Source organism: Pigmentiphaga litoralis (assembly GCF_013408655.1).
Classification (GTDB): domain Bacteria; phylum Pseudomonadota; class Gammaproteobacteria; order Burkholderiales; family Burkholderiaceae_B; genus Pigmentiphaga; species Pigmentiphaga litoralis_A.
In genome coordinates this window covers 4,335,160-4,350,260 of the sequence record NZ_JACCBP010000001.1, presented here as the reverse complement: position 1 = coordinate 4,350,260, position 15,101 = coordinate 4,335,160, and the positions used below count along the sequence as shown (strand labels likewise).

The 15,101-nt window shown below is 64.6% G+C and carries 16 protein-coding genes; 7 read left to right on the top strand and 9 right to left on the bottom strand.

Annotated features, from left to right (window positions below; genetic code table 11):
- Positions 1 to 89: 89 nt before the first annotated feature.
- Positions 90 to 1,145, top strand: a complete 1,056-nt coding sequence (locus HD883_RS19815; RefSeq protein WP_179582293.1) for a Bug family tripartite tricarboxylate transporter substrate binding protein — start codon at positions 90 to 92, stop codon at positions 1,143 to 1,145.
- Between the two features lie 56 nt (positions 1,146 to 1,201).
- Here HD883_RS19815 and pyrE read toward each other — a convergent pair whose 3' ends face one another.
- Positions 1,202 to 1,873: an orotate phosphoribosyltransferase gene (gene pyrE, locus HD883_RS19810; protein WP_179588434.1), complete on the bottom strand. Its 672-nt coding sequence runs from the start codon at positions 1,871 to 1,873 to the stop codon at positions 1,202 to 1,204.
- Positions 1,874 to 2,299: 426 nt separating this feature from the next.
- Positions 2,300 to 3,082, bottom strand: a complete 783-nt coding sequence (locus tag HD883_RS19805) for an exodeoxyribonuclease III (protein ID WP_179582295.1) — start codon at positions 3,080 to 3,082, stop codon at positions 2,300 to 2,302.
- A gap of 196 nt (positions 3,083 to 3,278) precedes the next feature.
- On the opposite strand from HD883_RS19805, the gene HD883_RS19800 reads away from it, so the two are divergent.
- Positions 3,279 to 3,593, top strand: a complete 315-nt coding sequence (locus tag HD883_RS19800; protein ID WP_179582297.1) for a HigA family addiction module antitoxin — start codon at positions 3,279 to 3,281, stop codon at positions 3,591 to 3,593.
- Positions 3,594 to 3,685: 92 nt separating this feature from the next.
- Here HD883_RS19800 and HD883_RS19795 read toward each other — a convergent pair whose 3' ends face one another.
- From HD883_RS19795 to HD883_RS19780, 4 genes are all read right to left on the bottom strand, one after another.
- Entirely contained in the window at positions 3,686 to 5,029 is a 1,344-nt protein-coding gene (locus tag HD883_RS19795) for a hydantoinase/carbamoylase family amidase (protein WP_179582299.1), read from the bottom strand.
- A 20-nt stretch (positions 5,030 to 5,049) separates the two neighbouring features.
- The gene (locus HD883_RS19790) at positions 5,050 to 6,036 is read right to left on the bottom strand and encodes a dihydroorotate dehydrogenase (protein ID WP_218863072.1); all 987 of its coding nucleotides are present in this window, start codon (positions 6,034 to 6,036) and stop codon (positions 5,050 to 5,052) included.
- Positions 6,036 to 6,938, bottom strand: a complete 903-nt coding sequence (locus HD883_RS19785; protein ID WP_218863074.1) for a dihydroorotate dehydrogenase electron transfer subunit — start codon at positions 6,936 to 6,938, stop codon at positions 6,036 to 6,038. Before HD883_RS19785 ends, HD883_RS19790 begins: the two co-directional genes overlap by 1 nt.
- A gap of 79 nt (positions 6,939 to 7,017) precedes the next feature.
- A complete protein-coding gene (locus HD883_RS19780; protein ID WP_179588437.1) occupies positions 7,018 to 8,256 on the bottom strand; it encodes an MFS transporter in 1,239 nt (412 codons plus the stop codon).
- 320 nt (positions 8,257 to 8,576) lie between these two features.
- Between HD883_RS19780 and HD883_RS19775 the strand changes: the two genes are divergently transcribed.
- The 5 genes from HD883_RS19775 (at position 8,577) to HD883_RS19755 (ending at position 12,444) form a co-directional block, all read left to right on the top strand.
- Positions 8,577 to 9,461, top strand: a complete 885-nt coding sequence (locus HD883_RS19775) for a helix-turn-helix domain-containing protein (RefSeq protein WP_179582301.1) — start codon at positions 8,577 to 8,579, stop codon at positions 9,459 to 9,461.
- A gap of 22 nt (positions 9,462 to 9,483) precedes the next feature.
- A complete protein-coding gene (locus tag HD883_RS19770; protein ID WP_179582303.1) occupies positions 9,484 to 10,158 on the top strand; it encodes an orotate phosphoribosyltransferase in 675 nt (224 codons plus the stop codon).
- Between the two features lie 81 nt (positions 10,159 to 10,239).
- Entirely contained in the window at positions 10,240 to 10,554 is a 315-nt protein-coding gene (locus HD883_RS19765) for a hypothetical protein (RefSeq protein WP_179582305.1), read from the top strand.
- Entirely contained in the window at positions 10,551 to 11,822 is a 1,272-nt protein-coding gene (locus HD883_RS19760) for a muropeptide transporter (protein WP_218863076.1), read from the top strand. The genes HD883_RS19765 and HD883_RS19760 overlap by 4 nt, the downstream gene beginning before the upstream one ends.
- Before the next feature lie 49 nt (positions 11,823 to 11,871).
- Positions 11,872 to 12,444: a trimeric intracellular cation channel family protein gene (locus tag HD883_RS19755; RefSeq protein WP_444964353.1), complete on the top strand. Its 573-nt coding sequence runs from the start codon at positions 11,872 to 11,874 to the stop codon at positions 12,442 to 12,444.
- A gap of 192 nt (positions 12,445 to 12,636) precedes the next feature.
- On the opposite strand, the gene HD883_RS19750 is transcribed toward HD883_RS19755, so the two are convergent.
- The 3 genes from HD883_RS19750 to HD883_RS19745 all read right to left on the bottom strand — a co-directional run bounded on the left by HD883_RS19750 (position 12,637) and on the right by HD883_RS19745 (position 15,035).
- Positions 12,637 to 13,071, bottom strand: a complete 435-nt coding sequence (locus tag HD883_RS19750; RefSeq protein ID WP_373563405.1) for an Abi family protein — start codon at positions 13,069 to 13,071, stop codon at positions 12,637 to 12,639.
- 22 nt (positions 13,072 to 13,093) lie between these two features.
- Positions 13,094 to 13,348: an abortive phage infection protein gene (locus HD883_RS27775; protein WP_257022332.1), complete on the bottom strand. Its 255-nt coding sequence runs from the start codon at positions 13,346 to 13,348 to the stop codon at positions 13,094 to 13,096.
- A gap of 202 nt (positions 13,349 to 13,550) precedes the next feature.
- Positions 13,551 to 15,035 carry an alginate lyase family protein gene (locus tag HD883_RS19745; protein ID WP_179582311.1) on the bottom strand — a complete coding sequence of 495 codons (1,485 nt, stop codon included), beginning with the start codon at positions 15,033 to 15,035 and terminating at the stop codon, positions 13,551 to 13,553.
- Between the last annotated feature and the right edge of the window lie 66 nt (positions 15,036 to 15,101).

Genomic DNA, 15,101 nt, shown 5'->3' with positions numbered 1-15,101 from the left:
CCTTGACTCACGCAACGCACCACCCGAAGCCGCCTGACCGCGGCGCGTGACCGACTTGATTTGCGATACCTATAACACTGGAGACGACCATGACCTTCCCCGTTACTCGCCCTGCCCGGCGCGCCATCTTGCGTAACCCGCTGAGCACCACACTGAGCACGACACTGCGCACGACACTGCGCACGACCCTGGGCGCCACGCTCGCCCTGGCCGGCCTTGCCACCTTCGGCATCAGTACCGCCCACGCCCAGGCCTTCCCCAGCAAATCCATCCGCATGGTCGTGCCCTTCGCGGCGGGCGGCCCGGCCGACGTAGTCGCCCGTGAATTGGCGCAAAAGCTTGGCCAGCAACTCGGACAGACCGTCGTCGTCGAAAACAGCGGCGGCGGCCACGGCGTGCCGGCCATGAACGCCGTCGGCCGCGCGCCGGCGGACGGCCACACCGTCCTCATGGCGGCATCGGGCAACGTCACCATCCAGCCGCTGACCATGCGCAGCAGCGCCGAAGCCATGACCAAGCTCGTTCCAGTCGGCCTCGTCTCCAGCAGCCCCCACGTGTTCGTCATCAGCGCCAAGCTGCCGGTCACCACCTTTTCGGAATTCCTGGCTTACGCCAAGGCCAACCCAGGCAAGGTCAACATCGCGTCGGCCGGCACCGGCGGCGTGGCGCACCTGGGCATGGAATTGATGAAGTCGCTCAGCCGCACGCAGATCGAACACATCCCGTACAAAGGCACGTCGCAAGTCATGGTCGACCTGACGTCGGGCCAGGTGCAGGGCCTGTTCAGCAGCATGCCCTCGCTCAAGTCCAGCATCGACAAAGGCACCATCCGCGCCCTGGGCCTGACGGCCCCCAGCAAGGCGGCCGACGCCGCCAACATGCCGCAACTGTCCGCCACCCTGCCCGGCATGGAATACACGACCTGGTACGGCCTCTACACCACCGCCGGCACCCCGCCCGCCATCGTCCAGACGCTGAACGCCGAACTGCGCAAGGCCCTGACCGACACGGCCCTGGTGGCCAAGCTGCGCGACCAGGGCGTCGACTTGATCGCCAGTTCGCCCGAAGAACTCGAAGCCCGCACCCGCACCGATACGGCCAAGTGGGGCAAGCTGATCAAGGATGAAAACCTGAAGCTGGATTGAGGCGGGAAGGATAAAAAAAGGCGCCCATCGGGGCGCCTTTTTTCAACTCGATCCGTTTACAGCACGCCGTACTTGGCGCGGTAGCTCAGGACCGCTTCGCGGTGCTGTTCGAACTCGCCGTCGTGCGTGTTCTGGATCACGTCCAGAATGTCGTCCAGCGACGCGATGCTGACCACCGGGCAGCCGTGGGTGTGTTCCACGTCCTGCACGGCGGAATGCTTCGACAGTTCGTCGTCGGCGCCCACGCGTTCCATCCGGTCCAGCGCGATCAGCACGGCGGCGGGGGTGGCCTTGGAGGCCTGGATCAGCTTGACCGACTCGCGCACCGATGTGCCGGCCGAGATCACGTCGTCGATGATGACGACGCGGCCGGTCAGGGGCGCGCCCACCAGCGATCCGCCTTCGCCGTGGTCTTTCGCTTCCTTGCGGTTGAACGCGAAGGGCACGTCGCGGCCGCGGGCGGCGAGTGCGATCGCCGTGGCCGTCACCAGCGGAATGCCCTTGTAGGCCGGGCCGTACAGCATGTCGAATTCGACGCCCGACGCCAGCAGCGCCTGCGCGTAAAACTCGGCCAGCTGGCCCACGGCCGCGCCCTTGTTGAACAGGCCGGCGTTGAAGAAGTACGGGCTCAGGCGGCCGGCCTTGGTGGTGAACGTGCCGAACCGCAGCACGCCCTGTTCCGTCGCGAAGCGGACGAAATCAGTGCGGAAGCGGCCGGGATCATCCAGGCTGGCGTTGGTTTGCGGCAGGCCGGATTCGGCGGCGCGGGAGGGGTCGATTGAGTTCTGGGGCACGGCGGTCACGGTACAGGATCACTACGGCGCGGAAACAGGTCCGGCGGCACTCTCGGCCAGCGCGGCGGCGCTGCGGACGCGGCGGATGCACTGACGGAGACTGGCGCGTACCTTACAACATTTGCCCGTCCGCGTCGCGTCCAGCGGGCATTTTTTCGGGGGAGGGAAGCAAACTTTCCCGGGAAAAAGGGTCACAAACCTGACGTGAACGCAGCTTTAACCTCGGCGTGGAGACGGGGCGGAGACGGCATGACGACGGCCTGATGACGCCTCGATGGCGGCCCTGCAGCCCGCCCCGGCACCTGGCCACGGCGATGCGGCTGGAGAATCAGAGCGCTGGAAAATCAGACCGCCGGAAAATCAGACTGCGAAGTCGTAATCAACCGTCAACGGCGCGTGGTCACTAAAGCGTTCATCTTTATAAATCGCCGCGGCCTTGGCGCTGCCGGCAATCTCCGACGTCGCGATCTGGTAATCGATCCGCCACCCCACGTTCTTGGCCCAGGCCTGGCCACGATTGCTCCACCACGTGTAGGCCTCGCCCGTGGTTTCGGGGTGCAGCTGGCGGTACACGTCGACCCAGCCCAACTCTTCAAAAATCCGCGTCAGCCACGCACGTTCTTCGGGCAGAAAGCCGCTGTTCTTCAGATTGCCCTTCCAGTTCTTCAGGTCGATTTCGCGGTGCGCAATGTTCCAATCGCCGCACAGCACGACCTGGCGGCCGCAGCGGACCAGGTCGGCCAGGTGCTGGAAGAAGTGCTCCATGAACGCGAATTTGGCGCTCTGGCGGTGCTCGCCGCTCGATCCCGACGGCAGGTATAGCGAGATGACCGACAGGCCCTCGTAGACCAGCTCCAGGTAGCGCCCTTCGGCGTCGATCTCAGGCACGCCCAGGCCCTGGATGACCTGATCCGGCTGCTTGCGTGCATACACGCCCACGCCGCTGTAGCCCTTCTTTTCGGCGTAGTGGAAGTAGCCGTACAGGCCCGGCGGATTCAGCATCTCGACCGTCAGGTCCGCCGCCTGCGCCTTCAGTTCCTGCATGCACACAAAGTCGGCATCCTGCGCGGCAAGCCAAGGCAGGAAACCTTTGTTGTAAGCGGAACGGATGCCATTGAGGTTGGCGGAGATGACGCGGAGCATGGGGCGAAAAATCCTTAAGTGGAACGACGGGCAATCGTGCGGTGCACTTATACACCGATCAGTGAGCAGCGTACGAAGGCGCGGCGAGAACGATGGTCAAGTAAGGATAGACAACAATCACTTATTAGTAACGCGTCACGTTATTATCATCGCCGTCCCATCTGCACTTCGTCTGACTCACATAGCCATAGACCCCATGACCAAGCTTCTCCCAGTCCACCCCGGTGAACTTCTGCTGCAAGAATTCCTTCAACCGATGGGGTTGAGCCAGTACGCGCTGGCGAAGGCGATTGAGGTGCCCCCGCGCCGCATCAACGAAATCGTGCATGGCAAGCGCGCCATCACGGCAGATACGGATTTGCGGATGTGCCGTTTCTTTGGTTTGTCCGAAGGCTATTGGCTGCGTGGCCAGGCTTATTACGATCTGGAGATCGCGCGGCAGGCCATTACCGATGTCCTGGCGCGCATCCAGCCGTACAGCGGCAACGTCGAACGGACCGTCGCCGATTGAACGCAGCAGCCACGATGCTGCTTGAAGCCCCGTGGTGAGGCCCTGTTGCGACCTTGCCAGGCCTTCCAATCGAGCCTCCTTACCGGAGGCCGTTACATCCGCAGCAACGCGTGATACAGCAGGTTTGTCCCAGCCATGAAGTCATCCATGTCCATGGCTTCTTGCGGGTTGTGCGACCCGTGTTCGTTGCGGATGAAGATCATGCCGGACGGGATACCGGCGTTGGCGAACAGGGCGGCGTCGTGGCCTGCGCCGCTGGCGACTTTTTCGACCGGCAACGACAGGGCGTCCGCGGTATCCAGCAGCGTCTTGACGATGCCGGTGTCCATCACCGCAGGGGCCGACGCGATGCGGCGGTCGAATTCGAAGCGCACGCCGCGCTGGCGGGCCACCGCGTCGCATTCGTCGCGCATGACCTTGTAGAAGGCTTCCAGGGTGTCGGTGCTTTCGCTGCGGACTTCAAAGCTGAAGTTGACCTGGCCGGGGATGCGCGAGACGGCGTGTTCGGCGGGGTCGGTGCCCATGATGCCGGACGTCACCACCAGGTCGTTGCCGCGTTCGAGCAGCACGCGCCAGTGTTCGTCCAGGCGCATCAGCAGGTCGGCCACGGCAAACACTGCATCCTTGCGCAGCCAGCGTGGCACGGCGCCGGAATGGCCGGGTTCGCCGATGCACGCGACGCTGTTGTGGCGCAGGTTCCCGCGGATGCCCGAGACGATGGCGGTGGGCCATTTGCGGGCAACCATGATGGGGCCTTGTTCGATGTGCAGTTCCAGATACGCGTGCACCTTCGATACCCAGGGCATGGGTGTGCCGGCGGCCACCACGTCAATGTCGACCCCCGCCGCGGCCATGGCTTCGCCCATGCTTTTGCCGTTGCGTTTGTTGACGAGCGCCAGGTCGTCGGCGGTCAGTTTGCCCAGGATGGCGCTTGATCCCATGTAGGCCTTGCCGAACCAGGCGCTTTCTTCGCCGCGCATGCCGGCGACCATCAGGGGGTGGGCAGGTTGCCGGCCTTCGTCCTTCAGGCGTTTCAGGCAGAGCAGGCCGGAGATGACGCCCGCCAGGCCGTCGAAGTTGCCGCCCTGGGGCACCGAGTCGACATGCGAGCCGACCACGACGTGGGCCGCATCGCCGCTGCCGGGCAAGGTGAAGAGGCGGTTGGCGGCGGCGTCGGTCACGACTTCCAGGCCTTGCTGGATGGCCCATTCCGTCAGGTAGTCCAGCGTGGCCGTTTCCGACGCGCCATAACTTTCGCGCGACACGCCCACGCCATCGAAGCTCAGGTCGCGCACGCGGTCGAACAGCGTGGCGGCCAGCACGTGGTCTTCCGCGGTAAAGGACGATGCCGCGGACGATACCGCGGATAATGCCGCGGATGGCGACGCCGATTCCGCGGCGGTTCGCACGGTGTTCTGCAAGGCGGTGTCTGTCATGAACTTCCTTCTGCGGGCCGTCAGGCCATCGCTTCGAATGGCACGAAGCCGGTGTCTTCAACCGCGCCGATCAGGCCGCGCAGATCGGTCATGCCTTGCTGCCGGCAGAACGCGCCCAGGCCGTCGATCACGTCGATCATGGCGGTGGGGCGAATGAAGGTGGCGGTGCCGACCTGCACGGCCGTGGCGCCGGCCAACATGAATTCCACGGCGTCATCCGCCGTCGAAATGCCGCCGCAACCAATGATCGGGATCGAGACCGCGCGGTGGCACTGGTAGACCATGCGCACCACGATAGGTTTGACGGCCGGACCCGACATGCCGCCCATGACGTTGCCCAGCTTCGGCCGGCGGGTGCGGATGTCGATCGCCATGCCCAGGATGGTGTTGGCGACCACCAGGGCTTCGGCGCCTTCGTCTTCGGCGGCCTTGGCCACCGCGGCGATTTCACCGGTGTTGGGCGTGAGCTTGACCCACAGCGGCAGGCGGGTGGCCGCGCGCAGGTTCTTCACGACCTGGGCCGTGGACCGCGCGTGCATGGCAAACGCCTTGCCGTCTTCTTCGATATTCGGGCACGAAATATTGGCTTCGATGGCCGCCACACCGGGCACGTCGGACAGGGCCGCCGCCAGTTCGGCAAAGCCGTCGCTGGTGGGGGCCGAAATGCTGACGACCAGGGGCGGCGTAAAGCCACGGTAAAAGGGCACGGATTCGCGAATGAAGTACTCGGATCCTTTGCTGGGGATGCCGATGGCGTTCAGCATGCCGCCCTGCACTTCGGCCACGCGCGGCACCGGGTTGCCGCTGCGCTTTTCGGCCGTGATCGTCTTGGTGACGAAGGCGCCAAGCCGGTTCAGGTCGATGGTGTTGGCCAGGCCGTCGGCAAACGTGCCCGACGCCGGCATGATCGGGTTCTGCAGGCGCAAGCCGCCTACGTCAATCGACAGGTCGACCACCGTGTCGTCAGACAGGCCAGTGCGCACCGTCACGCCGTCTCTTGCATTCATCACGTCACCTCCGCAAGCGGAAACACGGGGCCATCCCAGCAGACCCGTTTGCTGACCAGGTGATCGCCTTCACGGAAGGCGCGCACGCAGCAATAGCACATGCCGATGCCACAGGCCATCTGCTGTTCCATGGCGACTTCGCCGGGCACGCCCAGCTCGTTCCCCAGCCGCTGCATCAACGCGGTCAGGCGCTGCGACCCGCAGGTATAGAAGGCATCGGCCTTGCCGGCCTTGTGCAGTTCGCGCAGCAAGGCTTCCACCTTGTCGACCGAGCTGGTCAGGGCTTCATCCGTCACTTCGATCACGGTGGCGCCGGTGCCGCTGAAACGCGTCTGCGACATCAGGTTTTCGGCGTCGCGCGCGCTCAGGATCGCGGTCACGCCCACGCCTGCCGCAGCCGCCAGATCGGACAGCGGCGCCAGGGTGGCCAGCCCCACGCCGCGTCCCAGCACCACGATGTTGCGCGCACCGGGCGGCAGCGAAAAGCCCACGCCCAACGGGCCCAGCATCGGCAGCGTGTCATTCGGCTGCAGGGTCGCCAGGCCGCGCGTCCCGGCGCCCGTCACCTTGTACAGAAATTCCACGTGGCCCGTTGCAGGGTCCGCGCGGTAGGTGCTCATGGGGCGGCGAAAGAACGGCGAATCGTCGGCCGTGACCGGGCACAGCAGATGGAAGAACTGGCCGGCCACCGCCTGCGCGGCGCGGCCATCGGCCTGCAGCACCAGGTGCTTATAGTCGCGGTTGATCCAGTCGTTGCTGATGACGCGGCCGGCCGTGTCGGGCGCGGAGACGCCGCCGCCACAGCCCGACGCGCTGCCCGGACACGACGACGCGTCAGGCACCGGGTGGCCGGGGGCGGTGTGGCCGACCGGGATGTCGCCCTGCATGGAGGAAGTCTGCATGAGGATGTCCTGAAAACGGGGCGAGGGCCGGCGCTTGCGCGCGGGCCCCCTCCCCTTGCATCGAAGGTGCGCGGACGGATCAGTCCAGCGCGGCGCCCTTGCGTTCCGGGATCAGGAACAGGGTGGCAAAGATGTCGAGCACGTAGATCGATGCGAGCAGCGCAATCGCGGCGCTGAACGAATACTTGGAGGCCACCGCACCCACGGCAAGCGGACCAAAGCCGCCGACCGCGCGGCCGATGTTGAACAGCACGTTCTGGGCCGTGGCGCGGGCAGCCGTGGGATACAGCTCGGAGATCAGGGCGCCGTAGCCGCCGATCATGCCGTTCACGAACATGCCCATGATGGCGCCGCCGATCAGCAGCGCGTACTGTGATTCAAGCGCCGAGTACGCCAGCACCGTCACGATCGCGCCCACCTGGTAGAACAGGAAGATGGGGCGGCGGCCGACGCGGTCCGCCAGCTGGCCGAACAGCCAGATCCCGAAGGCCATGCCCAGGATCGTGACCGAGGTCCACATGGCCGACTTGGTCAGCGAATAGCCGAACTGCTTGCTCAGGTACGACGGCATCCAGATCATCACGCCGTAGTAGCCGAAGTTCTGCACCGACGTCAGGATCACCACGCCGATACTCATCTTGGTCGTGGCGGCGTCCGCCACCAGCATCTTGAACGAGTTCTCTTTCTTGGCGATCTTCTGGTTTTCAATGAAGATCTTGGGTTCGCCAATGAAGTGGCGAATCACGAAGGCCGCCACGGCAGGCAGCACGCCCACCGCGAACATGCCGCGCCAGCCGATCACCGGCAGCAGCAGCGGGGTCAGCAGCGCCGCGGCGAGCACGCCTGCCTGCCAGCCCAGGCCCACATACGACGACATGCGCGCACGCTGTTCCGGACGGCAGGCTTCGGCGGCCAGCGCCATGCCGATGCCGAATTCGCCACCCAGGCCGATACCGGCGATGGTGCGATAGATCAGCAGGTCCCAGTAGCCGGTGGCCAGCGAACACAGGCCGGTAAAGATCGCGAACAGCAAGATGGTCCAGTTCAGCACGCGCACGCGACCGTACTTGTCGCTGAGCCAGCCGAACACGACACCGCCGAACACCGCGCCCACCAGCGTCCAGGTAACCAGCGATCCGGCTTGCGTGCCGGAAAAACCCAGGTCGGCCGAAATCGCCGCCAGGATGAAGCCCAGGATCAGCAGGTCGAAGCCGTCCAGCGCGTAACCCACGGTCGACGCAATGACGGCCTTGCGCGCATAGCTGTCGGTCTCCACCAGATCGGGCGCGGCGGCGGGGGTACCCGGCTTGCCGGCCATGCTGGCTGTGTTGTTGCTCATGTCCACTCTCCGAGGGAAACGAATGTCAGGATCGAATTAGAAGATGGGAACGCCGGAACCCTGGCGGGCGCGTCTTTTTTTTTAGACTAAGACACTTTTTCTTACTTCTCAAGCGTTTTTTATCTAAGCTGATAAGACCCGGCGATATGTGGCGAAAGCCGCAAGACCTTTGCACCAAACCCAGGCAAAACCCTAGTAAACAAGCACTTGACCGGTGCGCCGCCCGGATTTATGCCCTGCCTTGGTTCGCGCCGCAAATCGCCGTGGCGCAAGTGCTTCTAATTTTTTAGACTAGGTGTATGGATACTGCCGTCATTCCCCATCAATCCGTCGACTTCCAGGCCATTGGCGAACGCCTGCGTGCCTATCGCCTGGGCGCGTCGTTGCGCGCCGAAACCGTGGCCGACCAGCTGGGCGTGTCGCGCGCGGCCGTCTACCGGATGGAGAAAGGTCATATCGTCAAGATCGAAACGCTGGAACGGCTGGGCGTCATCCTGAATACGTCGCTGGCGTCCTTGCTGGGCGTGGGCGCCGAGTACTACACGTCGCCGGTCGCCTATATCGAACGCATGCGCCAGCTGGAAACCGACGCGACGCGGATCATGGCGCACTTCGAACCGATTTCCTTCCTGCTGACGTCGGACGATTACGCCGCGCATCTGGAACAGATGCTGCGCGAAGCCAATCCCGACCAGGACGATCCACGCATCGCCGCGGTCATGAAACTGCTGAACGATCGCAAACGCGCGTTTTCACGCCGCCGCCCGCCCATCATCAGCCTGATCGGGCTGCGTGAAATCGAACGGTTCGTCCACTTCGGCCTGGTGGGCCGGATCGACCTGCCGCCGTCGGTGCGCATGGAACGGTCGCTGGCCGCGCGGCGCGAGGTCGAACGCATCATCGCGCTATTGCAGGAACACCCCATGGACATGCAGATCGGCATCGTCGACGGCAGCATGCCCAACGCCACCTTCCAGGTGTTCGAACGGCCGGGCGCATCGTTCGTGGCGGTCAGCCCCTTCCGGTTTGGCGAGCTGCCCAACATCACCACCGGCATCGCGCAGGTGACTGCCGCGCCACAGGCGGTCGAGCTGTATACGAAAATGGTGGAAGATCTGTGGCATCGATCCTATAAGGGACAGAAAGCCGCGGATCTTTTGGGTAGCATGCTAAAAGTTGTCTAATCTCACGCCACACGAAGAAGTCATGGAAGAAACCACTATCGGGCCCGTCGTCGCCAGGTTGTTGCTGGAGTCCGGCGCCGTCCACGTCACCGGCGGCAAGCCTTTCATATTGCGCTCCGGCTGGGCCAGCCCCGTCTATGTGGACGTCCGCAAGCTGATTTCGTCGGTCGCGGCGCGCACGACCTTGAATGAGGCGGCCCTGTCGGTCGTCAAGAACCGCATCGGCCTGAAAGAGATCGACGTCATTACCGGCGCCGAAACGGCCGGCGTGCCCTATGCCGCCTGGCTGGCCGACCGCCTGTCGCTGCCGCTGCAGATCGTGCGCAAGAAGCCGCTGGGCTTTGGCCGCAACGCGCAGATCGAAGGCGAAGTGGTGGCCGGCAACCGTGCCCTGCTGGTCGATGACCTGACCACCGACGGCCAGAGCAAACGCAATTTCTGCCTGGCGCTGCGCGGCGCCGGCCTGCAGGTGCGCCATCTGCTCAGCATCTTCTATTACGATACGTTTGCCGAAAGCCGCCGCACGATGGACGAACTGGATATCCAGATCCACGCGCTGGCCACCTGGCAGGACATCATCGGGCTGGCCAAGGCCGATAATTTCCTGACACCCGGCGATATCGACAAGGTTGAACTGTTCCTGTCGCACACGTCCGACTGGTCCAAGGCGCATGGCGGCATTGGCCGCCTGAATTGATCGCCACCCCTGATTGCCACCGCCTGATCCGTTTTTCCGATTCCCTTACCCGTTGCCTCTTGGTTTATGAACTTCTCTGAATTGATCCAACGTTTCGCCGCCCAGGTCCCGGGTACCGACAGTTTCCTGAAGGTCAAGGAAGGCACGCTGGCGCTGATCTCCAGCGACTCGGAACATGCGGGCGCCTACTTCCTGATCTACGGTTTCGCGCGGTCCTACGTGATCCTGTACGAAGACCAGGGTATCGATCCGGCATTCGCCGAGACCGCGAAGCAGCAGCTGCTGTCCTACATGAATCGCCTGAACGATGCGTTTGCATCCGGCAAGGCCGACGACATGGTGGCCGCGCAGAACTGGATCGTGCTCGACTACGGGCGCAGCGGTAAGATATTTTGAACCCGCCGTCCTCGCCGGATACCCCGGCGGTGGCTGCGTCGTCGCTTTACACCAACCGACGGGTCGCGCCGCTGCTGGCCCTCGGTTTCGCCAGCGGGCTGCCGCTGGCGCTCACTACCGGCACCCTGCAGGCCTGGGCCACGGTCGATGGCGTCTCGCTGCAGGCCATCGGCTTCCTGACGCTGGTCGGCTCCGCCTACACGCTCAAGTTCCTGTGGGCGCCCCTCATGGACCGCTACACGCCGCCGCTGCTGGGCCGGCGCCGTGGCTGGATGGTCCTGACCCAGATCCTGCTTGCGATCGCCATCATGGCGATGGGCGCGCTGTCGCCGCGCGAATCGCTGCTGCCGCTCGCATTGATCGCGGTATTCGTTGCGTTCTGCTCGTCGTCGCAAGACATTGCCTTTGACGCCTACCGTACCGATGTCCTGCGGACTGAAGAACGGGGCGCGGGCGCCGCCATATCGGTGCTCGGCTACCGGCTGGCCATGCTGGTATCGGGCGGTCTGGCGCTAGTGATCGCTGACTCCTGGCTGGGTTGGGGGCCGACCTACGTGGTCATGGGCGGGCTGATGGGCCTGTCGGTCCTGGCCACCCTGCTCGCCCCCGAACCCGACCACCCGGCCCGCGCGCCCCGCACGCTGGGCGAAGCCGTGACCGGCCCGCTCAAGGAATTCTTCAGCCGCAAAGGCGCGTTGACCGTGCTGGTGCTGATCGTGCTGTACAAGTTGGGCGATGCCTTTGCCGGCAGCCTGTCCACCACGTTCCTGATCCGCGCGGCCGGCTACAGCGCGACAGAAGTCGGCACCATCAACAAGCTGCTTGGCCTGGGCGCCACCATTATTGGCGCGCTGAGCGGCGGCGCGCTGCTGGCGCGGATTGGCCTGTTCCGGTCGCTGATGCTGTTCGGCATCCTGCAGGCCATTTCCAACCTGGGCTTCTGGCTGATCGCCGTCAGCGACAAGAACATCGTGCTGATGGCGTCCGCCGTGGGTGTCGAAAACCTGTGCGGCGGCCTGGGCACTGCCGCCTTCGTGGCCTTGCTGATGGGCCTGTGCGACCGGCGTTTCTCTGCCACCCAGTTCGCGTTATTGTCGGCCCTGTCGGCCGTCGGCCGCACCTACCTGGCCGGACCGCTGGCGCCGCCCCTGGTCGAAACCTATGGCTGGCCTACCTTCTTCATGCTGACGGTCGGCATCGGCCTGCCCGGACTGGCGCTGCTGTGGTGGCGCCGCGCGGACATTACCCGCCTCGACCGCACGGAGTAAGGCGATGCTTTTCGTCACGCTGTACGTGATCGCGATCACGGCGGAAGCCATGACGGCCGCCCTGTCGGCCGGGCGCCGCAGCATGGACTGGGTCGGCGTGTGCGTGATCGCCTGCGTGACCGCGCTGGGTGGCGGATCGCTGCGCGACGTGCTGCTCGGCCACTATCCCCTGACCTGGGTCAAACACCCCGAATACCTGCTGATCACCGCCGCCGCGGCCCTGCTGACCGCGTTTATCGCGCCGGTGATGCGGCGCCTGCGCGCGCTGTTCCTGCTGCTGGACGCGCTGGGGCTGGTGGTGTTCACGGTGATCGGCTGCCAGGTCGCGCTGGAGATGCAGCTGTCGCCGATCATCGTGCTGGTGAGCGGCATGATCACCGGCTGCTTCGGCGGCGTGATGCGGGACGTGCTGTGCAACGAGATCCCTCTGCTGTTCCGGCATGAGCTGTATGCCAGCGTGTCGGTGCTGGTGGGGCTGGTGTTCATCGGCACGCTGTACGCCGGCATGCCGCAGCAGGTGGCGGTGCTGGCGGCGATGGTGACGGGGCTGGTGGTGCGGTTGCTGGCGATCCGGTTTGATTGGCACATGCCAAAGTTTGTGTACCGCGACGACTGGAAGTAGTTGTCCCCCCCTAGGCGCTTCGCGCCTCCCCCAGGGGCGGCACCAGCGGACCGGAAGTAGAGGTCCCCCCAGGCGCTCTGCGCCTCCCCCGGGGGCGGCACTGGCGGACTGGCGGAGCCAGATCCGCGGTGTCCTGGATATAGGGTTTCTTGGCGCCAGCACGCGCAGCGCCTGGCGTTGCGATCAAGGCTTCTATAGCGGTTGGGTTTCCCAGCCGGCGGGAAAGCCCATGTCCGCCACGGACAAGCCCTGAATTGTCGGGAATGCCATCAATTCTTGCCGCAATCGCTTCGGCCATGACGAATTGGGACATACCGCGCGCAGCAAATGCAGCGTGATGCAAAGCACGACAAATAATCGGGTTGTCACGTCTGGAACACCAATGACGGCATCAAAATCCGGCATGGCGCCGGCTTTCGGCAGCTTGGGCTGATCGATCAGGTTCTTGTTCCAAAGCCGACTATGGTGAGCCGCAACGTTGCGCACGAAGTTCAGCGAGCGCAGCCAACTCTGCAGGAGTTGCCAGTCAGGGATGCCATATCTGGCCGCGATGGCGGATTGGTCCACTACCTTCATGCCTTTGAAGAATGTCGACAGCATGCCAAAGTCCCACAACTCGACAGACACCCAAATTGGCAGACGCGAACCATTAAAGGTGAATGACCTGCTGAAGATTGGTATCTGCTTTGAAATGGTCCAGGCGCTGCACGACCATGCGACCCGACGCAACGTGCGCGACCACCGTCGTTTCGCGCAGCGGGTACCAATACGCACTGAGTCGGTAATAAGCGAAACGCGACAGGCATGCGAGGGCAGCCACATCGTCAGACACTGACAGTCCTCGCGCTTTCAAGACTGAAAGTTGCTGCTCAAGCGTTAGAAAGGGCTTGGTGTAGAGAGACATGCACTCTACAAAATAGAAAACCCGCCCGTACGTCTTTCGACGCAGAGGAGCGGGCCGTGTTGAACAAATTGTACCGAATTAAGCACTGGAGACCTAGCAGCCAAGCCTGCATTGACGGAACTGCGCATACCGACATCTCGCGCGCAGTTCGCGACATGATGCATGCCGCCAATGCGACTGATCGACCCCCGCATGTCGCGCATCATGCGTACGGAACACCTTCGGGATAGCTGGCCGACAGGCTTCGAGTGACTTCGCCGAACAGCCAGCTGGGGTTGTAGCCGGGGAAGCGGTGCAGGTAGGTTTCGGTGGGGGTGTCGGCGCGGGCTTGGGCTCGGGCGTAGGTGCCCCAGCGGGGGTCGTAGGCGTCGGCGTAGGGGAAGGGCAGGCCGGGGTCGAATTGCCAGGGTTTGCCGAGCTGGTTGATGTGCAGGCTGGTCTTGTCCGGGGGGTACTGGCTGTTGACGTATTCCAGGTGCACGCGGGTCTTTTCGATGTACGGGATCAGGAAGGCCATGGCGGTGGCCATGCTGCCGTTGCCGGCGGTGGACGCTCGGTAGTCGTACAGCGACACGCCGTGCACGTTCATGGCTTGGGCCAGCAATACCAGGCCGCGGAGGCTGTAGCAGTGGTAGCCCAGGGCGTCCCGGCCGCGGAAGTCGACGGTTTCGCCGCCGGGTTCGATGTGTTCGCCCAGGAAGACACGGGCGGCGCTGGCGACCCAGTCCAGGTCGGTGCGCGAGTCGATGGCGAGGGCGCTGACGGCGATGTTGCACAGGCCATGCGACATCCAGTTGTTGCGTCCGGCCTTGCGGTCGGCCGTGATGCGTTCGAACCAGATACGGTTGCGATCCACCACTTTGCGCAGCCAGGGCTCGATGATGGCGCGGTCGGCGTCCGACAGGGCTTCGCGGATGTGGAAGTAGGCGACGGCGGGGTTCAGCAGGGTTTCGTCGATCAGGGGATTGCCGTAGGGCTCGTGCACTCGCGCCCAGGCGAGCAGCATGTTGCGCAGGACCAGCAGCGTTTCGGCGCGCCGATGGCAGCGCCAGTCGAAGGCGGCGGCGCGGATGCTGGACAGGTTCTGCTCGGCCAGGTGGGCGGCGGCGATCTGCGCGGCGCTCATGGCGGGCACGCCGATGGGTTGATGGTCGGTTCTGGAGCCGGCCAGGTAAGCCACGGGCGTGGGGGTGATCTTGGCGAATTCGTCGGCATGGCGCTTGAGCTGGCCTTGCATCTGGCGGATCAGGGCGTCCCCCGCCGCCATGCCGAGCAGCCGGTCCCAGCCTTTGGCGGTCAGGAATTCGCCGATGCCGCCGGCGGCCGCGCTGTAGCGTGGCGCGGGGCCGCGCGTGTCGGGGGACGTATCGGGTGGAGTGGCGCCTGGAGGGGTCACTGGCGGCGTCACCGGGGCCGTGCCCGGTGTTGACTCCGGCGCGGGCGTCACCGTCGTAGCCGGCGGCGCGCCATCCGCCGGTGGCAGCGCCGGCATCACATCATCGACCTCCCCTGCCCCGCAGCCAGCGAGCAACAAGGGCGAGACAGCCAGCGAGGCCCCCGCGGACAGCAGGCGGCGGCGGGACGCGGAATCAGGTCCCCAAGATTCGCCGACCGCGAGTGCGTCGCGGCCCTCACGCAAAACGTTCTTGGTGGTGGAAAGGCGGGACAGCTTGTCAAAGCGCGTCATGGGCGGTGGACCAGTAGGAAGCGGGAAATGCACCCGTGACCGGATGCGCGAGCAACCCGTCAACCT